A 22,466-nucleotide genomic window follows, 5' to 3' on the forward strand; every position below is an offset into this window, starting at 1 on the left:
GAACTGCCTTTTTTACCTTATTGCATTAATCTTATTGCTAATATGTTGGTCTCCACCAGAGCATATTTCCTCTTCAGATTAATGAGCATATAATACAAATTATTTTTATAAAATCCACCAACTATTTTTCAGTACATTACCCAAAAAATCAATTTATGAAAAAGTACTTCGTATTTTTTTTATTTTTTTTATTTACTTTTTTTGATGGATTTTGTCAATCTAATTGTACCGATGCACTACCTGTTTGTACCAATGCAAATTCTGGAGGTGTTGTAAATGGATTTGGCTTTGATGATTTTTTTGGAAGATCTACTTCTGGCTGTTTAAAGAATGGATTAGGAGTAACTACCATTGAAACCAATTCCTTTTGGTTTCGTGTAAAATTGGCTGCAAGTGGCGAGTTTGGATTTAATATTAAACCAAATAATTTAAGCGAAGATTGGGATTTTGCTGTATATGGACCCAATCCAATTTGTGGTGCTTTAGGTACGCCTATTGCCTGTAATTACGATAAAGTTTCAACTACTGGCTATACAGGAGTTGGGGAAGACCCAAGTGGAAATCCTTCTACTGCCTATGAGTCTTGGATGAATGTTACTACTGGACAAGAATTTGTTGTTTTGGTAAACCAATATTCAGGTACCAATGCGGGATTTTCAATTGAATGGAAAGGAGCTGTTATAGACAATTATACGGCACCGTTGGATTGTGAAATTTTATTAGATTTAGGGCCTGACAGAAATTTATGTGAAGGAAAAACATCTACCTTAAATGCTACTGTATTTGGACCATCTATAAGTTATAGATGGTTTTTGTTTAATACCTTATCGGGCGCATTTGAACCAATGGTTCCATCAAGAACAACTGCCGCAATTGTTGTAAATACTACAGGTAGGTATAAAGTTGAAGTAACAGATAATACTACGGGAGTAATATTAGAAGATGATATAAACATCACTTTTAACAGTATCCCAATTGCCACAACAGTTGGAAATATGGCACTTTGCGATGTAAACGGTGATGGAATTGAAGGTTTTAATTTGGATTCAAACTCAAATGTAATCATTAATGGACAACCGAACATGACAGTGACTTATCACACCTCTCAACTTAATGCACAAGTTGGAGTTAACGCACTTTCTAGTCCTTATATAAGTGGAAGCAGAACTATTTGGGCGCGTTTAGAAAATAGTACCACTAAATGTTTTGATCTTACTTCCTTTGAAATTGCTGCCGTTCCAACTCCAATACCGGTAAAACCACCTGATTTGTATGAATGTGATGATAATTTGGATGGTGTAATGATTTTTAATTTAAACGTTCAGACTCCAATAATTTTAAACGGACAAGTTGGTGTTATAACGTATTATGAAGACCAAGCAAATGCAATTAATCGCAAGGGATGGATTGTTAATACCGCATCACATTCTTCCCAATCCAGAACAATATGGGTTAGAATTGAACCCAGTGCTGGTTCTAGTTGTTATCAGTTAATTTCATTTGAATTAATTGTAATTGAAACTCCTATTGCAAATAGCATTACAAATTTATTAATTTGCGATACTAACAATGATGGATTTCATCAATTTGATTTTAGAGCCACCATAGATAGCCAAATCCTTAAAACTCAAAGCCCACTATTATTTGAGGTTAATTATTTTTCTTCTTTGGCAAATGCAAATACTAACAGTAACGCGCTCGTAGTGCCTTACATTAATGTTACACCATATGCACAAGAAAGAATTTTTGTTCGAATTCAAAATAAGAATTTCATAAATTGTTATAAAACCACAAGTTTTACCTTGCAAGTTTTTGATACGCCTATTCATGCTCCGCCTAACGAGATTCCTATTCTGTCTTATTGCGACAATAATTTGGATGGAAATGATCGCAATGGTTTTATTCAATTTAATTTAGATGAAAGAAAGTTAGCCATACTTAAAGGACAGTCTGCTTTTGTTTTTAAAGTTGATTATTATGAAGATGCAGGTTATACCAAAAAAATCACAAATCCATTAACATATACAAATAAAATTGCTGGAGGTGGAACTATTTATGTAAGGGTGAGCAACGGCAATGCAAATAATATTTTATGCAATACAGATACTTCTTTTCAAATTGAAGTAAGACAATTACCTAATGCGCTATTAACACCATTTGATTTAATACAATGTGATGAAGATGGGGTTACAAATGGTATTACCGATTTTAATTTAGGGGAAGCAGATGAATATGTAACTTTAGGAAATCCCAATTTGAATGTAACATATCACCTTACTTCAAATGATGCAGCTTCTGATATTAATATTCTGGACAAATTTCCATTTTCTAATGGTAGAAGTCCAATAGTATTTGCACGAGTATCTAATATAAATGGATGTTATAGAATTGTACAAATTAACTTATCAGTTTCTATTTCTTCTTTCCCTCTTGGGTATATGCATGAAATTGTTGCCTGTGATGATGATAATTTAAATGATGGAGTATATACCTTCAATTTAGCCCAATCAACTTCTGAAATATTATCACTATTTACTAATAATAATTTAAGACTTTCTTTTTTTAGAAATCAGACAGATGCTTTGTTAGAGAAGAACTCAATTAGTAACACAAGTGCTTATTTAAATGAAATTGCTTACAGCCAAACTATTTGGGTAAGGGTTGAAAGTTCTATAGATGGTGGTTGTTTTGGAATTGCCCCAGTAATTCATTTAAAAGTAAACCCTAGACCAAAATTTGATTTGGATGAAACAGGTATAATTTGTTTAAATAACAAGCCATTAAGAATATCAACATATAATTCAAATGGGATTTATACCTATGAATGGAGGGATAATTCGGGTACGATTGTAAGCATCCAACCTTTTGCTGATATTCTAAAAGAAGGGGTTTATTCTGTTTATGCAACTTCAAATTTAGGCTGTAAATCTTTTATTAAAAAAATAACAATTCAATCTTCTAACATTGCGAGTTTAGATGTGAATAATATTGAAATTACCGAAACTTCAAATTACACATCCGTCTCAATTACGGGCACGAATCAAGATCTTGGTATTGGTTTGTATGAATTTGCTATAGACGATGCATTAGGGACATATCAAGATAATTCAGTTTTTTTAGATGTAATTCCCGGTATTCACACTATTTATGTTCGTGATCAAAATGGATGTGGAACAGCTCAAGTTACATTTTATGTATTTGGTTTCCCTAAATTTTTTACACCAAATGATGATGGTCAAAATGATTATTGGAATGTACGTGGATTAGACCCTTCTGTTATACAAGAAGCCATTATTTATATTTACGATAGGTACGGAAAAATGTTAACCACTTTTAACGCCTACCAAAGTGGATGGGATGGTTTTTATAATACTAAAAAAGCGAATTCATCAGATTATTGGTACTTAGCCAAAATGATTGATTTTAACGGAGTTGAAATAATACACAAAGGTCATTTTAGTTTGATAAGAAGGTAATATTTTATTAAGTTGAAACTATTATCATAAAAAAAATCAGGGTAGATCCCTGATTTTTTTATGATAATAAAAGCATTATATTATTTAGTTTTGGTTGGCTTTAAATCCATCTTACATTTTGGGCAACTTCCTTCTTTTGAATACGCTTTATCTCCTTCGCATTTCATAGGACAAGCAAAAGTCATTTTAGCAGTTTCTTTAACTTTTATAACTTCTTTTATAACTTCTGTTTTTTTGTCAGCACAACATGGTTTAGTGCAATCTGCTGCACACTCTTTCCCATCTTCTTTTGCTGCACAACATTCTTTAGATTTTTTTCCATGCTCGTGCTTATCGCCTTTACATTCAGCATGTTTTTCAGAATTTTTATCTGCACAACATGGCTTTGTACAATCTGCTGCACATTGTTTTACTTCTTTAGTTATTTCTTTTTTTACAACTTTTTCTGCTTTTTCCTGAGCTGTTGAAATGGCAACAAAACTGAAAACCATTACTAATGATATTATTATTTTTTTCATTTCTTATTAATTATTTTTTATTTGAATTAATTTATTTTTTACGTTTAATTAAGAGCTTTTTTGCTAAGGTAACAAAGGTAACATAAAAAAGTATAAATTATTTCTTTACGTTTTTTAATTTAAATTTTTACACTTCTTAATCGTAATGAATTTGCAATCACAGAAACTAAATAAAACGCATTGCTAAATGAGAATGAATTCTACTATTTTATTTCAAATTCGAATTGAATTTCTATCTTTTCCCATGCAAAAGAAATGAATCCCTCGGTTTCACTTTTCTTAGAAATTCGGTATTCTAAATGATCTTTAACTACATTCAAATTATTTGGAATAATTTCAAATCTATGAACATCATCATTCTCATTATATTCATCTTTTCCATGCTGATCCCATTTATTGTTAAAAATAATGGTCCAAGATTTTTGACCAGGAATAACGAAAAAACCATATTTCCCAGCAGGAATGACTTTTCCTTTTATAATTAAATCTTTATTAGATTCAATCCAAGTAGCTTTATGAGCACCTGCTTGCCAAACTTCATTATAAGGTAATAATCCACCAAAAATTAGGCGTCCTCGTACACTAGGCGATGAATAATCGATGTGAATATGCGCTCCTCCAATCATTGCCATCGCAGACGTATGTGGACTAAGAGGTTTCTTTTTAGTCATTTCAGTCTTATCTGGATTTGAATTAGTATGATTGTGTTCTTGGGCATTTATATTTATGGTCACACAAAGTGTAACTAAAATAATGAATTTTATTTTTCTCATTTTATCGTTATTTCAAATTAAAATATTAATGGTTATGCCCTTTATGAGAATCTTCTTTTTCCTTTTTCATTTCCATTTTCTTCTCAATAAGTTTCATACCACATTTTGGACATTCTCCTTTTTTATCACTCACAACCTCAGGATGCATTGAACAAGTGTAAACCGGTTTCATCTCGGTCTTTTTAAGATCCATTTTGCATTTTGGACAATTTCCTAGCTTCTCATATTTTTTATCTCCTTCACATTTCATTGGGCAAGAATACATTGCTTTCATTTCCATTTTTGTGGTGTCTTTTTTCATTTTAGAATGATCCATTTCTTGAGCTTTCATTGTTGAAGCTGTAAATAGTCCTATTGAAAGAATTGCAATTAAAATTTTTGTTTTCATTTTTGTTTTTATTTTAAAATTAATACTATTTATTTATTCAATTATTGATTGTATAGTTCCACATTGTAACATGGATGCTCCAAAATATGGATTTATAATTTTTTCTTCAGTACTCAACCAAATAGCTCCTTTATCACTATTGGCCATTGGGCAAAATTGTTCATATACTTTTTGATTGATTCCAAATAACTTTATACTTTTTGAAATGTTTTTGGACAAAACAATGAATTTCTCCCTTTGTACTTTAATTTCTGAATTTTTTGAAATTAATTCGGCAGAAGTTTTTAAATCTTTTTCAATGGTCATCCAATGAGTATGAGATTCTTTGTCTTTTAATAATTTCATGTCTACATTTTTTAAGGATTTCAATAACTCAACAGCATATTTTTGTGAAGTTTTACCATCATCATTTGCAAGCGCATTTTTAATTTTAATGTAGTTGTTAAACACAAGTTTTAATTGTTGCTGAAAATTAGAAGAAACTTTTACTTTTTTAGTTATTTCAGTTGAGTTTTCAACTTTTGTTTCTTGTCTGCCGGTATGATTTTCATGTCCAGTTGAAACTTTACCACCTTCAGTATTCATCATGCTTGGTTTGCCTTCTAACTGGGCAGCGGCATCAACACTAAAAGCACCTTGAGTTACAATTTCTTCACCCTCTGTTAATCCTTTTTCAACAACATAACTATTCCCAAGCATAGGTCCTAATTCTATTTCTCTGATTTTAAAAATAGGATCATTGCCCGGTTTTTTAACATAAACAATAGAGCGTTTACCAGTCCACAATACTGCTGTTTTAGGAACAACCATTTTGTTTTGGTAGTGATCAAGATTTGCTTTTACAAAACCTGTTGCAAACATTTCAGGTTTTAATTTTCCGTCTTGGTTATTAATTTCTAAGCGAACTTTAGCCACACGAGTACTAGGGTCAATTACAGGATCAATAAAACTGATAATTCCATTAAACGCCGAACCGGGCATTGCTTGAAGTGTAAAATCCATTTTATTTCCTTTTTTAAGAAAATGAAGATCACTTTCATAAGCATCAAAAAGTACCCAAATGCGTGAAAGATCAGTAACTTCAAATAACACAGTCCCTTGCCCAACATAATCTCCCACATTAATTTGTTTGGCTGTAATTATACCACTAGATGTAGCATAAACTTCTACATTCGTTTTAACTTTTTGGGTACTTTCAATGGTTGCAATCTGTTTTGAAGACAGTTTCCATTGAAATAATTTTTCTTTAGCAGCCTCATAAAATTCTGGATATGATTGTTTCGTTTTAACAGTTTCCAATAATTCTTGCTGTGCTGTAATTAAATCTGGCGCATAAATAAGTGCTAGCAATTGTCCTTTTCGAACACTTTCACCTGTAAAATTGACATATAATTTCTCAATTCTTCCGGGAATATATGCAACCTGACTTTGTACCAAACGCTCATCTGCCTGAACTTTTCCAAAAAGACGAACTTCTTTAACAGATTCGTTTTTTGAAACTACTGAAGTCATAACATTGGCTAATTGAGCAGCTTCCTTTGTAAAATGAATTTCATCAGGATCCATTGCTTCCGAAGAATTTTGATTCAATAAAATTAAATCCATCGCGCATAACGGGCATTTGCCTGGTTTATCCATTCTAATTTGAGGATGCATCGAACAAGTCCAAATTTCAGCTTTATTTTGTTCAGAAGCATGATTAAGTTCACTTTCAGAGGTTGCAGAAGAATGGAAAAATAACCATCCTAATAACAGGCCAATAATTATAAAGAGGCCATATCTGATATATTGATTTGAAAATAGTTTCATAAGTATATATTTTATTGAATTTGTAAATAAGCCATTAAACGGTTCAATTTTGCAATTTCCGTATTAAAATCCGCTACAGCCTCTACTTGTTTTAATTCGTAATTAAGTGTTTGTTGTTGAATAATTAATAGGTCTGTTAAACCAACACCAGCAGATGAAAAACTTTTTATAAGAATATTTAAAGATTGGTTTGCCAAACTATATTGTTTTGCGTAAAGAACTATTTTACGTTGTGCATCTTCATAGTTTTTAACAGCTTCATAATAGTCATTCGTAAGGGTATTAGCTGTTGCTTTTTGTTGGTGTTCTGTCGCAGTTTTGAGCTTTTCCACTTCGGTTTTCATTGCTTTATACTTTTTTCTGTAAATAGGAAGTGTAAGTGTAACCATTGGCATAATCATATCATTTCCATTCATTTCTAAAGTAGACATCGGGTTTTTGCCAATCAGAGCATAATTAAGTCCTAATCCAATCATTGGATATCCCATTTTAGTAACCATTACCTTACGAGCTTCAAGCGCCTGCTTTTCATAATTTAACATTGAAAGCATTGGGTTTTTAACTAAAATACTATCGGTAACATTCAATATTGGTATGTGCAATGAGTTCGAAATTAATGTATCAGGAATTTTTACCGATTCTTGAGCTTCTCTATTTAAAATAGAATTAAAGCGCACAATTAAAGTATTTTTTTGATCATTTAACAAAGCAATATTATTTTCTAAATCACTTGTTTCAATTTGAATTCTATACAAATCTATTAACCCAGAACCTGCCGAAGAATTCATAGGTTTATTTTGAATTGGAGCAGAAGGCTGTACTTTGCTTGGATTTGAGTTACTAGTATTTCCACTCATACTATTCATTCCTGAAGAACCAGATGAGGTTCTTTGAGAAATAGTATTTTGCATATTGCCACCTGCAGAAGAACTACTAATACCACCAATAGATGCCGACTTAAATTTGATGAGTGAAAGCCTTTCAAGTGTATTTAAAATTTCTATATTTTTTTTTGAAATTTCAATGGCTTGTTGCACTTTATATAAGTCGAACCACGTTTGTTGAGCTTCATAAATTACTTGTAGTTTTGCATCACGAAATGATTCATATTTTGCTTTTGCCATTAAACTCATCTCATCTTTTGCAGCTTTTAAAGTTCCAAACCAAGGAAACATTTGCATCAACCGAAAATCAGCTAATTGTTTACCGTCAATCAATTCCATAGGGCTTAGAAAAACGCCAGCATTTAATTCTGGGTCTGGTAAGCTCCCAACTTGAGGAACTTTTTGTAAAGCAGCTTCATATTCTGCATACTTCTGTAATACAGTTGGATTATTTTTAGTTGCAATTTCAAGATAATTCATCAATGGATCAATTTCCTGACTAACCGCATCATTATAACTGTAAAATGTTATAATTATAATTAATATTATTTTGTTTAAATTCATCATACTATTGATTTTGAATTAGTTGAGTTTCTTTTTTTGCGTCATTTGTAACCGCCCATTCTCTCCACATGGTCTGAAATAAAGGAACTACAAATACGGTCATTACCTGAATAATCATTCCGCCAAATGTTGGAATCGCCATAGGAATCATAATATCTGCTCCTTTTCCTGTTGAAGATAATATCGGTAGCAATGCAATAACTGCAACTGCTGTTGTCATCATTGCTGGTCTGATTCTTTTTTTACCAGCTTCAACTACAGCTTCACGTACTTCATGAACAGTTGACGGCTTTTTTTCTTCAAATGTTTGATGAATATAGGTACCCATCATAACACCATCATCGGTTGCGATTCCGAATAAGGCTATAAATCCAACCCATACGGCTACGCTTAAATTAATAGGATGAATTTGAAACATATCTCGCAAATTGACTCCAGAAACTGCAAAATTCAGGAACCAATCTTGTCCGTATAGCCAAATCATAATAAATCCACCAGCAAAAGCAACAAATACTCCTGAAAAATGAATCATCGAAGCAATAATCGTTTTAAATTGAAAATATAATAATAGTAGAATTAAGATTAAACTTATTGGAATTACAATTGAAAGTCTTTTACTAGCCCTAATTTGTTGCTCATAATTGCCTGCGAATTTATAAGTAACACCTTTTGGAAGAATGAGATCTCCAGAAGCAATTTTTTCTTCTAATAGTTTAGCAGCATCTTCCACCACATCTACTTCGGCCTTTCCTTCATGTTTATCAAAAATAACATAGCCTAAAAGGAACGTATTTTCACTTCTAATCATTTGGGCATCTTTGGTATAGGAAATATCAGCAATTTCTCCTAATGGAATTTGAACACCATTCATTGAAGGAATCAAAATGCGTTTTAAATCTTCAGGATTATCTCTCAACTCACGGGCATAACGCACGCGTATTGGAAAACGTTCACGACCTTCAACAGAATTACTTAATGCCATTCCGCCTACCGCTACCTGCAATACTTCTTGCACATCGCTAACCCTCATACCGTACCGCCCCATTGCTTCACGATTGAGTTTAATTTCGAGATAAGGTGCTCCAACAGCGCGATCATAAAATACCGTGGAAGCTTTAACAGTTGGCACCTCTTTTAAAGCTTTTTCAAATTGTAAACCAGCTTCTTCAATACTTTCTAAATCAGGCCCATAAACTTTTAGACCCATTGGCGCTCGCATTCCAGTTGAAAGCATAACTAAACGAGCTTCTATGGGTTGTAACTTAGGTGCGGAGGTTAACCCTGGAATGTTGGTTACTTTTACAATTTCATTCCATATATCATTAGAATTTTTTATTTCTGGTCTCCACTGACGGAAATATTCTCCATTTGAAACTGCAATTAAACTGTCTTTTGAAATTAGTCTAAAACCTTCTTTTTCAGGATTGTATTTTTTACCACTTTTCAGAATAAAGCTATCGTCTTTATCAACTTTAAATTGTTGTTTATGGCCATCTTCATCCAACATATATTCAGATCGATAATTAATGGTATTTTCAAACATTTGAACTGGAGCAGGATCTAATGCTGAATTTACACGTCCCCATTTACCAACTGCAATTTCAACTTCTGGAATTACTGATAATCTTTTATCAAGTGTTTCAATGTACTCAAGGTTCTTTTCTATACTAGTATGAGGCATACTCGTTGGCATTAGCAGAAAAGAACCTTCATTGAGTGATGGCATAAATTCTTTACCAATACCAGGGAATTTACTTGTACTTCCTTCCCAAAAACTTGTTTGCCTAACTGATTTCCATCCAATTTTTTCTAGTCCGTTTCCTATAAAACCAAAGGCTTGGTTGAAACCTAACCAAATTAAGATTCCAAATAAAAGGGTAATAGCTGGAAGTAATAAAAACTTCTTTTTGTTGATTAAAGCCCATCTAAGTATAGGTTCATAGTAATAAACCATCGACATTAATGCTCCAAGGATGAATACAATTATTCCAGCAACAAACAGGAAATTTACAAAAATGCTGTTATGTGCTCCTAAAGGCAACCACTCTTTTGATAAGAAAAATACAGCAACCAAAACAGTTATTGCAACATTGATGTAATTAGTAAACTCTTTTTTATGTTCAGGCCAACGGTTTGCATATAAATTATTTACACCTATCGCAATTAAAGCGAGTGCAGGCCAAGAGAACCATATTATAAAAATTAAAATTCCAGAAATAATGAGTCCTACGTTCCAAATTTTCTTAATTTTTTTGGAATCGAATTTAATATCAAATAGAATATGAACCAAGGTTGGCAACACTACAATTCCAAGTACTAAAGCTGCAATTAGTGCAAATGTTTTGGTTAAAGCAAGTGGATGGAACAATTTACCTTCTGCGGCTTCCATTGCAAATACTGGCAAGAAACTTACAATAGTGGTAGCCATGGAGGTTATTACTGCGGCTCTAACTTCTGCAATTGCATTGTAGATAACCATCATTAATTTTTTTCCACGTATTCCCTTGTTTTCTGGCATCTCTAAGTGCCGGAGTATATTTTCAACATCAATAATTCCGACATCGACCATTACACCTATTGCAATTGCAATACCAGATAAGGCCACCACATTAGCATCTACTCCAAAAAAGTGCATTAAAATAAAGGTCATTAACACACCAATTGGCAACAATCCTGCGACTATAAATGAGGCTCTTAAATTCATAACAAGGATAATAATTACTATGATACTTATTAAAATTTCATGTGAGAGCGCCGATTCAAGCGTACCTATAGTTTCTTTGATTAAACCCGTTCTGTCATAAAAAGGGACAATGGTTACTTTGGAAACACTACCATCGGCTAATGTTTTTTGAGGTAAACCAGCTTCCAATTCCTTTATTTTAATTTTTACATTATCAATCACATCCATCGGATTAGAACCATAACGTGCAACAACTACAGCGCCAACTGCCTCTGTGCCTGCTTTATCCAAACCACCTCGTCTAGTTGCAGGTCCAAAAGAAACCGTAGACACGTCTTTTATTCGAACGGGAATTGTATTTCTGACTGTAATTACAGAATTTTCTAAATCGCTTAGGGTTTTCACATAACCTAAACCACGTATAATATATTCTACGCTATTTAATTCAATAGTTTCTGCACCAATGTCTAAATTGCTTTTACTAACAGCAGTCATAACGTCCATTACGGAAACATTATAGGCTTTAAGGGCTTCTGGATTTAAATCTATTTGATATTCTTTTACAAAACCACCAACAGATGCTACTTCAGAAACACCTTCAGCTGTTGCGAGACCATATTTTACATAAAAATCTTGAACGGTTCTTAATTCTTGAGGATCCCAGCCTCCATTTGGTTCACCAGTTTCGGGATTTCGCCCTTCCAGAGTATACCAATAAATTTGACCCAAAGCTGTTGCATCAGGACCTAATGCTGGTTGTACTTCTTTAGGCAAAGTTCCAGTTGGTAAAGAATTTAGTTTTTCTAAAATCCTGGAACGACTCCAATAAAATTCTACATCATCTTTAAAAATTATATAAATGAATGACATACCAAACATGGATGTACTACGGATTGTCTGTACCCCAGGAATTCCTAATAAAGCGGTTGTAAGCGGATAGGTTATTTGATCTTGAATGTCTTTAGGCGATCGTCCCATCCATTCGGTTGCGATAATTTGCTGATTATCACCTATATCTGGTATCGCATCTACCGGAATTGGATCACGAGGCAAAAAGCCGGTTTCAGTATTAAAAGGCATGGTTACCATTCCGAATACAACAAAAGTGATAAGGAAGATAAAAGTAATGAGCCTATTTTCGAGAAAATATTTTACAAGTCTATTAAACATTTTTTTTTGAATTTTTTAATTTTTTAATGTTGAGAGAATTCATTTTTATTAAAAAAAAATGATTCAATTGAAGCTAATAAAATTTTAAAGAGGAAAATACCTTATAAAAGATTTAGCCATTAAATAATTAATAAATCAAATTCTGAAAACTTGATAAAGAATACTGATGTCTTTATCGACCAGAGGTGGTGAATAATATTTAAAAGGAATAACTTCGGTATCTATTCCTTCATATAAATTTAAATAAGTAAAAGCATATAAAGCAATAAAATTTTGTTGATCAAAACTTAAAGAAGAAAAATCAATTTTTAAATCATCTTGACCTACAAATGTTTTAACTTCATCTTTACAACAATCTTTTTTTACACTACAATCTGAACCAGGTAATGCATTTTGTATATTCATTCCGCACGACTCAGCTTTTGAAAATAAAGCACTATCTACCAGTAAATCACCACAAAAGTGCTCACTAAATGAAAATGACAATGTTGACAGTAAAACTATCAAAGCCATTAACATTGCAGATATTTTTTTAAATAGTTGCTTCATAAGAGATTACAAAGATATAAATTTCAATTTATGAAGTCTAAATTTTTAGTTAATATTTATATAATTAATTTTTTAAGGAATTTAAAATTTTGTTTTTAGGGTAAACGATATAATTATTTTTTATATTTGAATTCTATTAATGAAATATGAAAAAAGCACAATTTTTTAGTACCATTTTGTTATTAATAGTCCCTTTTATATTAAAAGCTCAAGAAACCTTACCTATTTATTCTGATTATTTATCGGATAATGTTTTTTTAGTACACCCTTCAGCGGCTGGAATTGGAAATTGTGGAAAATTGAGATTTACAGCAAGGAGTCAATGGGCTGGAATAGAAGATGCTCCAGCGCTTCAAACTATAAGTGTTCACTCAAAGGTTGGAGAAAATATGGGTATTGGATTAATTGTTTTTAATGATAAAAACGGATACCATTCTCAACAAGGAATACAAGGAACCTATGCTTATCATATAGGGTTGGGTAGACCAGATGAAGTAAATCAATTATCTTTTGGATTGTCGATAATGGCTGCAATTAATAGTGTAGATGAAAGTTCATTTATTATTCCAGATCCTGTGATTTCTCAAATTGTTCAAAGTGAAAATTATTTCAATGCTGATTTTAGTATGGCATACCACAGAAATGGTTTTTTCTCCTATTTTACTGCAAAAAACATCTTATTAAGTGCACGTAATTTGTACAATGACAGGTATGAATCTTTAAATTTAAGAAGATATCTTGTCACAATTGGTTATTATTTTGGACAAGATCAAGATCTACAATTTGAGCCATCCATTATGGCACAAACCATTGAAAGAACAGGAGAGAAATTTGTTGATTTTAACATGAAGGTGTATAAAGATGTTGCAGATGCTCAATTATGGGCAGCATTTTCGTATAGAAAAGGGTTTGACAATGCAGATACTGAAGAATTGAATTATCTTACCCCAATTGTTGGGGTAAATTATAAAAATTTTATGGCTTCATATACTTATACTAAACAATCTGGAGAAATTTTATTTGATGATGCTGGCTATCATCAAATAACCTTAGGTTTTAATTTTGGATGTAGAGAACCGAGAAGAAGCGGTTGTCCAAATGTAAATTATTCATTTTAAAAATTCTCAAATCTTTATAAAATTTTCAACTATTAATGCCAATCTATACTTATGATTATTAAAGAATTAAATGGAAATAAACCAAAATTTGGAACCGATTGTTTTATTGCCGAAAATGCAGTGATAATTGGAGAAGTAACTATGGGAGACCAATGCAGTGTTTGGTACAATGCTGTAGTTAGAGGAGATGTGCATTATATTAAGATAGGTAATAAGGTAAATATCCAAGATGGGGTTATTATTCATGCAACATTTCAAAAATCACCGACAACTATCGGAAATAATGTTTCAATAGGGCATAATGCAATGGTACATGGTTGCACAGTTCATGATGATGTTTTGATAGGAATGGGAGCTATTATTATGGATGATTGTATTGTTGAAAGCAATTCAATAATTGCTGCTGGAGCTGTGGTAACTAAAGGAACTCATATAAAATCAGGTAGTATTTATGCAGGGGTTCCTGCTGTAAAAGTTAAAGATATTAGCCAAGAATTAATTGCCGGTGAAATTCATAGAATTGCCGATAATTATATTAAATATGCAGGTTGGTATAAGGAGGAAAAATAGTTATAAGTTCTAAGTTTTGAGTTGTAAGTAAAAACTTCAAATTTTAATCTTCGTAAATCGTAAATCGTAAATCAAAAATTCAGTTTTTCAACACTAAAATTAACTAAAACATCGCTTAAAATTTCAGTTAATACATTGGTTTGTGTATTTGAATATAATTGATGGTTACCCGTTGTTAAAGAATTTGAACATAAATTAAATTTTTCTAAAACAGTCTTAGTTTGTCTCGCAACAGCTTCTCCTGAATCTATAATTGTAATATTATTACCAATAATTTTTTTTATTTGAGGAATGAGATAAGGATAATGCGTGCAACCTAAAACAAGGTGATCTATATTAAATTGAAGCATTGGTTTTAAATAAATAGTTAATAATTTATCTAATTCTTTTGAACCTAATTTCCCGTTTTCAATAAGAGCAACCAATCCTTCACCATCTTGTTTTATGGTAGTTATATTTTTGGTGTACTCATACGTTGTTTTTTCAAATAACTTACTTGTTAGAGTTCCTTTTGTTGCCAAAATACCGATTGCTCCAGTTTTACTAAATAATGCGGCAGGTTTTATGGCTGGTTCAATTCCAATAAAAGGTATGGTATAATTTTTTCTTAAAAAATCAATTGAATTTGTTGTTGCTGTATTACAAGCGACTACAATTAATTTGCAACCTTTTGAAATTAAAAATTCGGTGTTTTTTACAGACAGTGCAATTATTTCGTCATTTGATTTTTCACCGTAGGGAGCGTTAATGCTATCGGCTAGATATATGGTATTTTCATTGGGCAATATTTTTATAACTTCTTTCCAAATAGAAGTACCACCTATTCCTGAGTCAAAAAAACCTATGGGTTGTTTCATTTGAATAAAGCTAAAAAAAAATCCCGCAAGTGCGGGATTTTTTTTGAAGTATTTTTTTATTGAATACCTAGTTTTGTTTTAACTGCAGCTAACAAATCGGTACCATTTGCTACAATTAGGGATGAAGCATCTAACACATAGGTTAAACCTTGTTCTTTAGCCACATCTTCTATTGCTTTTTTAGCTTTATCTAATATCGGTTTTAGTTTTTCGTTTCTCTTTTTAGTAATTTCTTCTCTAGCAATTTGAGAAGCTTGGTACAAGCTTTGTTGATCTTGTTGTACTTCAACACTTCTTTGTTGATTAACTTCGTCTGTTTGAGAACCTACTTCAGCCTCATATTTTTTTAATTTTGCTTCTAATTTTGCTTCTTCGGCTTTTAATTCGGTCTCATAAGTTTTACCTAATTTTTCTAATTCTGCGTTTAAAGTTTTAGTTTCGGGCATTAAACTTAAAAGTAAGTCCGTATTAATGTGACCAATTTTAGTTTGTGCTTGCGCAGTATTAAATCCTAATGCAATTATTGCTATTACTACTAAAGTTCTAATTTGTTTCATTGTTTTTGTTATTAAATTAATTGTTCTCTTTTTTTTCTTCTTTGGCTTTTTTAGCCTCTTCTATTTCTTTAATTCTTTTTAGTCTTTTCTCTTCTATCGCTTTTTTTAAATCTTCTCTCTTTTTTAATTGTGCTGCTTTTCGTTCTTCAATTTTATTTTTAATAGCTTCTTGGGCTGCTTCCTTATCTTCTGCAATAGCCTGAGCTTTGTCATTTACAATATCTGTGCCATTTATCGTTTCACTTTCTTCAGAACCGCCTTTTATTTCATTTATTTTTTTATCTCTAATAATACTATTTAAAACTAATTCACTAATATCATATTCTTTATTGGTATATAACATGATTAAAGCACTTGATTTGTCTAAAACAAAATCGAACTTTCTTTTTGATGCTATATCTTGAACGGCATTATAAACCAAATCCTGAATTGGTTTTACCAATTGCTGTCTTAAAAAGAATAAATCGCCAGTTGCACCAAAATAATCTGCTTGAATCTTCTTTAAATCAAGTTCTTTAATATGTATATCTTCCTCTTTTTCTTCAATTAATTCTTTTGTTAACAGCACCTTTTCATTATTCAAATCATTCTTAAGTTGTTCAATTTCTTTCTGTTGAGATTCAATAGTTTGTTGCCAAACCATTGCTTTTGAATTAATTTTTGATTGAGCATCATTATATTCTGGAATATTTTCTAAAATATATTCCATATCTATATAACCAATTCTTTGAGTTTTTTGAGCGAACAGCATTACACTACTTATCAAAATCGCAAATAAAAGAACTTTTTTTGTCATAACTTATATGTTTTTAGAAAAACTGTGGTATTTTAAAAAACCATCTAACAAATATAACTCAAATTGCTTAAAATTGTTGTCCTATAATAAAGTGAGTTTGCCATCCTGATTTTACAGTTGTTCCCGGTAAAGCATCAAATCCATGTGCAAAGTCAATTCCTAATAAACCAAAAGCTGGCATAAAAATTCTAAGTCCTAATCCTGCAGATCTTTTCAATTGGAATGGATTAAAGTTGTTAAAACCGTCGTAAGAATTACCTGCTTCTAAAAACCCAAGCACATAAATAGATGCTGAAGGTTTTAAAGTTATGGGGTATCTTAATTCCATTTGAAACTTATTGTAAACTGTTCCTCCATCAATAGATGATAATCTAGAGTTTTCGTAACCTCTTAATGCTACTGTTTCTCGACCGTCTAACTGATAGGATGCCATACCATCTCCTCCAACAAAAAAGCGTTCAAAAGGTGAATCACCTAATTTTGAATTATAATTACCTAAAAATCCAAATTCAGCATTAGACATTAAAACCAAGTCTGCAACAATATTAGTGTACCATTTTCCTTTAAAACTAGCTTTGTAATATTCTAACCATTTATACTTATCTGCCAATTCTATGTTTGTATAATCTTTTTCATTAAATAAAGAATATGGAAGTGTAAATTTTGCTCCTATACTAAATTCATTACCTGATTTTGGAAAAATGGGGTTAGGCCCAGCTGAACTTCTACCCAAGGTAATACTATACGATAAATTATTTAAATTCCCATCGCTTAACGTTAAATTTCCAATACGCATTCCGTATTCTTTTAGGTCGTATAATTGATAGCTGATACCTTGAGAAAGGGTAAAATAGTTATCTGGCCATCGCAAACGTTTTCCTAATCCTATAGAAGCTCCAACAATATTTAAACGTTGATCTTTGTCAACTCTATTCGTAAAATAATCGTATCTAAATTGTTTAGAATTATAGATTGAAAACGATAATGATTGAGGTTTTTTACCTCCTAACCATGGTTCAGTAAACGAAAAACTTGACGTGGTATAATACCTACTTTTTTGTAAACGTAGAGATAATGTCTGTCCATCTCCCATTGGAAGTGGTCTGTAAGCTTTTTTGTTCCAAATGTTTCTGATAGAAAAGTTATTAAATGAAAGTCCAAGGGTCCCAATAAATGAACCACCACCGTAACCACCTTGCAGTTCAATTTGACTAGAGCCTTTTTCGGCAACGGTATAGTCAATATCAACAGTTTTATCTTGATAGTTTGGATTAATGTCTGGAGAAATAGCTTCAGCATCGAAAAAGCCCAGTTGACCAATTTCTCTTATCGTTCTTATAATATCACTTTTACTATAAAGATACCCTGGTTTTGTTGTAATTTCTCGATAAACAACGTGGTCGTTAGTTCTATCGTTTCCGTTAACCGTAACTTTTCTAATGCGCGTTGGCTGATCTTCGTATATTCTAATTTCAACATCAATAGAGTCGTTTACAATTTTAGTTTCTACAGGTAAAATTCTAGAAAATAAATAACCATTATCTTGGTAAAGTGTTGTAATATCTTCAGAGTCGGGTTTGCCATCTCCCAAAACTCTTTCTTTTAAAATTTTTCCATTATAGGTGTCTCCTTTTTCAATTCGTAACAAACTTTGAAGTTGTAAATCTGTATATTTACTATTACCTAAGAAACTAATATTTCCGAAGAAATATTTTTTCCCTTCGTCAACTTTTATGTCTAAATTTAAGGTATTATCGCTATTTAAAGAATAAGAATGATCTAATACGCGTGCATCTCGATATCCTTTTTCGCTATACGAAACAATTAAATTTTCAAGATCTTCTTTAAAATCGGCTTCAATATATTTAGATGATTTCCAAAACCTACCAATCATGGCTTTTTTGGTTTTTTTAAGCGTTTTTCTTAATTTTTTTTGTGGAATTTCTTTGTTTCCGCTAAAAGTGATGTTTTTAATTTTTACTTTTTCACCTTTATCAATATGAACAAGCATATTAACAATATTAACTCCACTAGTATCTTTTTTGGTGTTTAAGGTAACTTTTGAATTTAAAAAACCTTTTTCTTGATATTTCTTTTTGAAATAATTTTTTGAGGTTACAATTAAGTTATCTGTAACCATAGTGCCTTTTTTAAGCTCTGCATCTTTTTGCAACTCTTTAGCTTTATTATTTTTAACACCAGAAATAGTTACATTGTTAAGTTGTGGTAATTCTTCTACATCAAATTCGAGATATACTGTATTTCCATCTATTTTTCCAACATACACTTCAACATTACTAAATTGCTTTGTTTCGTATAATTTTTTAATGGCTGAAGTTAATTTATCACCAGGAAGTTTAATTTCTTGTCCAACTATTAAACCGGTAAAAACAATAACAGTTTGTTCTTCAAATTTTTGAAGCCCTTTAACAGTCATACCACCAAGTTCGTAGGTTTTTTCTTTAATAAATTCGGAAGTGCCAGAGACAGGATTGATGCTATCTTTTTTTATGGTATCATTTATAATTTCAATCTCTTTTGTGCTTTTTATGGTGTTTTCCTGAGCTTTTAAAAGCGTTCCAGTTAATGTAAATGCAAAAAGTAATAGGGCTAATTTTATTTTATTCATTGATTTTTTCAATTTGTTCACTCGTTTTTCCAAACCTTCTTTCTCTATTTTGATATTCTAATATGGCATTAAATAAATGTTCTTTTCTAAAATCTGGCCAAAAAGTATCTGTAAAATACAATTCAGCGTATGCAATTTGCCATAATAAAAAATTGCTGATTCTTTTTTCGCCGCTGGTTCTAATTAAAAAATCAACATCAGGCAAAGAAAATGTATATAAATGATTATTTATAACATTTTCGTTAATTTCTTCAACACCAAGTTCATTATTAACAACTTTTTTTGATAAATTTTTGATAACATTAACAATTTCATCTCGAGAGCCGTAACTGAGGGCAAGTGTAAGTGTTAATGCCGTATTATTTTCCGTTTTTTTAATCACTTCAGATAGTTCTTTCTGAGCTTTTTCGGGCAAGTCATTTAAATTCCCAATGGTATTTAGTTTAATATTGTTTTTTTGAAGTGATTTTAATTCTTTTTTAAGTGAAGAAACTAATAGGCTCATTAAAGTTTTAACTTCAATTTTAGGGCGTTTCCAATTTTCAGTGGAAAAAGCATATAGTGTAAGGTAGTTTATACCAATTTCTCCACATCCTTCAATTACTTCACGAACTGAGTTTACACCGTTTTTATGTCCAAAAATTCTTGGCTGACCTTTGCTTTGAGCCCATCGTCCATTGCCATCCATAATAATTGCAATATGGTTTGGGACCTTGTTTTTTGCTATTTCAGTTTTTAAGATTTCCATTATTTAGGGGTGGCATAACAAGGAGGTCTACCAAAAGAATATACTATAGAAACACCACTTAGTATATACCAATCATTACTTTTAGGATTTCCAAAAATTAAAGAATTAATAGCTGAATTATTATAATCTAAATCATCTTCAAAAGTATAGCGAGCCCTTATTTCAAGTGCAATTGCAACTTGATGCATCAATTTTGTTTTATAACCAATACCAAATGGAATTGCATAAGACGTTTTAGACTCGTACTCATAATTTCTTACACTGGTTTCCGATTTTACTACATTGTAATTAAATGTGGCAATTTCTAAAAGCAAATAGGGTGTATGTTTTTTTGAATAATCGTTTAGGTCATATTCAAAATAATTAAACTCTAAACCAAGAGCCAATTCTTTTATGCTATTATTAAAACCAATTCCTCTATTATAGCGTTCTATATTTGTTGCGTCAGCATCATCTGCATTAATTTGTGCATAGGTAAAAGTTCCTCTTAAGGCCAAGCGGGGATTTATATTGTGTTTATAAATTAAACCGCCCATTAGGTTATTAGGATTGATATAATACTCAGATCCAATATCACCAATATAGTTACTACCACCAACAAAAAAACCAACTTCATATGTTTGAGCATTGGAAAAGGCTGTAAAACAAAGATATACAATAAAAAAAGTATAGTTTTTCATAAATAAAATAGCGTGCAAATATAAATAAATCTATTAGTTTATAGTAGTTTATGATGTGCCTTTTTTGATAAACTCATTAAAAATCAATTTATTGTAGGTAGAAATTGACAAAATAAATGAAATTAACTTTAATTAATTTCGGGTATCCTGCCCCCATAATAATTTTTCACGAAGTGTTTTTATAAATGTTTGATGATTAATTTGTACCATTTTTAATTTAAAATCTGATTTTTTTATGAGAATTTCGGTTCCATTTTTTAATGAAATAATTCGAGAGTCTAATGAAAGAAAAAATTCATCTTCCCTACCATTAACAATTAATTTTATGGTAGTATCTTCTGGAATTACAAGAGGTCTGGCATTTAAATTATGAGGGGCAATGGGTGTAATTGCAAAACTTTTTGATTTTGGGATTATTATGGGACCTCCACAGCTTAAAGAATAACCTGTAGAGCCTGTTGGAGTGGCAATTATTAGTCCATCTGCCCAATATGAAGTTAAGTATTCATCATCAATAAAAGTTTCAATAGTAATCATAGATGCAGTATTTTTTCTGCTAACGGAAACTTCGTTTAACGCAAAGTTAAATTCTTCCAATTTCTTAATTTTAGGGGTAGTGATTACACTTAACATAGTTCTCTCTCTAATTAAAAAGTGGTTTGAAATTAATAATTGAACGACATGGCTAATTTCTTCTTTTTGCACCGTTGCTAAAAAACCGAGACGTCCTGTATTTATACCAACAATTGGGATGTTAGAATTTCGAATAAAAGTTACTGCTCTTAAAATAGTTCCATCACCCCCAATAGTAATCATGAAATTGAAGGAATCATTAAGATCTAAATGAGTTTTAAAAGTTTTTGGGCTAGTTACTTTAATAAATTTTTTTAACTCTTGATAATAATTATTTTCAATAAAAAAATCAATGCCATTACTTTCAAAAGTTGAAAATAATTCTTCGACATAATGTCGATCTTCTATTTTATAATATTGGCCATATATAGCAACCTTCATGGTTAAATATTTAAGTATTTTTGTAAGTAATTAGTTCTATCTATTAGTTCTTCTAAAAAAGCATCCTCTTTATGATTAGTGATTATGTTATAATTATAGCGTCTGAATGATTGAATTATTTCATTAACGTCCATAGTGCTAAATTTTACCATAATTTTTGCGGTGGCTGGACTGATTTCGAATACAAAAACACCCAACATTTTAGCACCATTACTTTCAATAATCTGACAAATTTCGCTGAAAGAATAATCTATAATTTCTTTTTCAATTAATAACACAACACCTTCGGTACTTAAAAAAGGAGTTTGATTATAAATTTGTAAAATATCAAGTAAATCGTAGTACCCTAAATATTCTTTTTTGTGGTTAATTACAGGAATTACATTGGAATAGTTGGATGAAAAAATTGCTATAATTTCAACCAAACTTAGCGTATCAGAAGCATAGAATAGGTTGAATAAATATTGATGATTTCCGATTTCTTTATTAGTATTTTCAAGATCAATAAGGTCATCCTTGGCAATTAAACCTAATAATTGTTTAGTTTCTTTATTTTTTAAAATTGGAAAATGTGTATAAGTAGTTTCATTAAAAAATGCTTGAATTTCATCAATTGAACTATTTAAAGTAAATGCTTTAAATTCATTTAATATGTACGGGGTTGCTTCCATTGTATATTGAAT

The 22,466-nt window shown here is 31.2% G+C and carries 18 protein-coding genes; 3 read left to right on the forward strand and 15 right to left on the reverse strand.

Going from position 1 to position 22,466, the window contains the following annotated elements; translation table 11 throughout:
• Positions 1–155: 155 nt before the first annotated feature.
• Positions 156–3,476 carry a T9SS type B sorting domain-containing protein gene (locus Q8S45_RS01520; protein ID WP_305600595.1) on the forward strand — a complete coding sequence of 1,107 codons (3,321 nt, stop codon included), beginning with the start codon at positions 156–158 and terminating at the stop codon, positions 3,474–3,476.
• Between the two features lie 80 nt (positions 3,477–3,556).
• On the opposite strand, the gene Q8S45_RS01525 is transcribed toward Q8S45_RS01520, so the two are convergent.
• The 7 genes from Q8S45_RS01525 to Q8S45_RS01555 form a co-directional block, all read right to left on the reverse strand.
• Entirely contained in the window at positions 3,557–3,994 is a 438-nt protein-coding gene (locus Q8S45_RS01525) for a heavy metal-binding domain-containing protein (protein ID WP_305600597.1), read from the reverse strand.
• A gap of 203 nt (positions 3,995–4,197) precedes the next feature.
• Positions 4,198–4,767 (reverse strand): DUF2911 domain-containing protein, encoded by a 570-nt coding sequence (locus tag Q8S45_RS01530; RefSeq protein ID WP_305600599.1) that lies wholly within the window; start codon positions 4,765–4,767, stop codon positions 4,198–4,200.
• A 25-nt stretch (positions 4,768–4,792) separates the two neighbouring features.
• Positions 4,793–5,155 carry a heavy metal-binding domain-containing protein gene (locus tag Q8S45_RS01535; protein ID WP_305600601.1) on the reverse strand — a complete coding sequence of 121 codons (363 nt, stop codon included), beginning with the start codon at positions 5,153–5,155 and terminating at the stop codon, positions 4,793–4,795.
• 33 nt (positions 5,156–5,188) lie between these two features.
• Positions 5,189–6,964, reverse strand: coding sequence for an efflux RND transporter periplasmic adaptor subunit (locus tag Q8S45_RS01540; RefSeq protein WP_305600603.1), 1,776 nt, complete (start codon positions 6,962–6,964; stop codon positions 5,189–5,191).
• Between the two features lie 11 nt (positions 6,965–6,975).
• The gene (locus Q8S45_RS01545; RefSeq protein ID WP_305600605.1) at positions 6,976–8,415 is read right to left on the reverse strand and encodes a TolC family protein; all 1,440 of its coding nucleotides are present in this window, start codon (positions 8,413–8,415) and stop codon (positions 6,976–6,978) included.
• 1 nt (position 8,416) lies between these two features.
• Entirely contained in the window at positions 8,417–12,265 is a 3,849-nt protein-coding gene (locus tag Q8S45_RS01550; RefSeq protein WP_305600607.1) for an efflux RND transporter permease subunit, read from the reverse strand.
• A gap of 135 nt (positions 12,266–12,400) precedes the next feature.
• Complete coding sequence (locus Q8S45_RS01555; protein ID WP_305600610.1) at positions 12,401–12,814, reverse strand: hypothetical protein; 414 nt, start codon at positions 12,812–12,814, stop codon at positions 12,401–12,403.
• 146 nt (positions 12,815–12,960) lie between these two features.
• On the opposite strand from Q8S45_RS01555, the gene Q8S45_RS01560 reads away from it, so the two are divergent.
• Together Q8S45_RS01560 and Q8S45_RS01565 are read left to right on the forward strand one after the other, a co-directional pair.
• Complete coding sequence (locus tag Q8S45_RS01560; RefSeq protein WP_305600612.1) at positions 12,961–13,932, forward strand: type IX secretion system membrane protein PorP/SprF; 972 nt, start codon at positions 12,961–12,963, stop codon at positions 13,930–13,932.
• A gap of 51 nt (positions 13,933–13,983) precedes the next feature.
• Entirely contained in the window at positions 13,984–14,502 is a 519-nt protein-coding gene (locus tag Q8S45_RS01565) for a gamma carbonic anhydrase family protein (protein WP_305600614.1), read from the forward strand.
• 71 nt (positions 14,503–14,573) lie between these two features.
• Here the strand turns inward: Q8S45_RS01565 and murI are convergent, their stop codons facing one another.
• From murI to Q8S45_RS01605, 8 genes are all read right to left on the reverse strand, one after another.
• The gene (gene murI / locus Q8S45_RS01570; protein WP_305600616.1) at positions 14,574–15,359 is read right to left on the reverse strand and encodes a glutamate racemase; all 786 of its coding nucleotides are present in this window, start codon (positions 15,357–15,359) and stop codon (positions 14,574–14,576) included.
• Positions 15,360–15,415: 56 nt separating this feature from the next.
• On the reverse strand, positions 15,416–15,916 hold the full coding sequence (locus Q8S45_RS01575) for an OmpH family outer membrane protein (protein WP_305600618.1): 501 nt from the start codon (positions 15,914–15,916) through the stop codon (positions 15,416–15,418).
• Between the two features lie 16 nt (positions 15,917–15,932).
• Positions 15,933–16,712 (reverse strand): OmpH family outer membrane protein, encoded by a 780-nt coding sequence (locus Q8S45_RS01580; protein ID WP_305600620.1) that lies wholly within the window; start codon positions 16,710–16,712, stop codon positions 15,933–15,935.
• Positions 16,713–16,779: 67 nt separating this feature from the next.
• Positions 16,780–19,341, reverse strand: a complete 2,562-nt coding sequence (gene bamA, locus Q8S45_RS01585; protein ID WP_305600622.1) for an outer membrane protein assembly factor BamA — start codon at positions 19,339–19,341, stop codon at positions 16,780–16,782.
• Positions 19,334–20,089: an isoprenyl transferase gene (locus Q8S45_RS01590; RefSeq protein ID WP_305600624.1), complete on the reverse strand. Its 756-nt coding sequence runs from the start codon at positions 20,087–20,089 to the stop codon at positions 19,334–19,336. Before Q8S45_RS01590 ends, bamA begins: the two co-directional genes overlap by 8 nt.
• Positions 20,089–20,769 (reverse strand): DUF6089 family protein, encoded by a 681-nt coding sequence (locus Q8S45_RS01595; protein ID WP_305600625.1) that lies wholly within the window; start codon positions 20,767–20,769, stop codon positions 20,089–20,091. Before Q8S45_RS01595 ends, Q8S45_RS01590 begins: the two co-directional genes overlap by 1 nt.
• A gap of 132 nt (positions 20,770–20,901) precedes the next feature.
• Complete coding sequence (locus Q8S45_RS01600) at positions 20,902–21,783, reverse strand: NAD kinase (RefSeq protein WP_305600627.1); 882 nt, start codon at positions 21,781–21,783, stop codon at positions 20,902–20,904.
• A 2-nt stretch (positions 21,784–21,785) separates the two neighbouring features.
• Entirely contained in the window at positions 21,786–22,454 is a 669-nt protein-coding gene (locus Q8S45_RS01605; protein ID WP_305600629.1) for a CBS domain-containing protein, read from the reverse strand.
• Positions 22,455–22,466 lie beyond the last annotated feature (12 nt).

Source organism: Lutibacter sp. (assembly GCF_030692605.1).
In the GTDB taxonomy this organism is placed as follows: domain Bacteria; phylum Bacteroidota; class Bacteroidia; order Flavobacteriales; family Flavobacteriaceae; genus Lutibacter.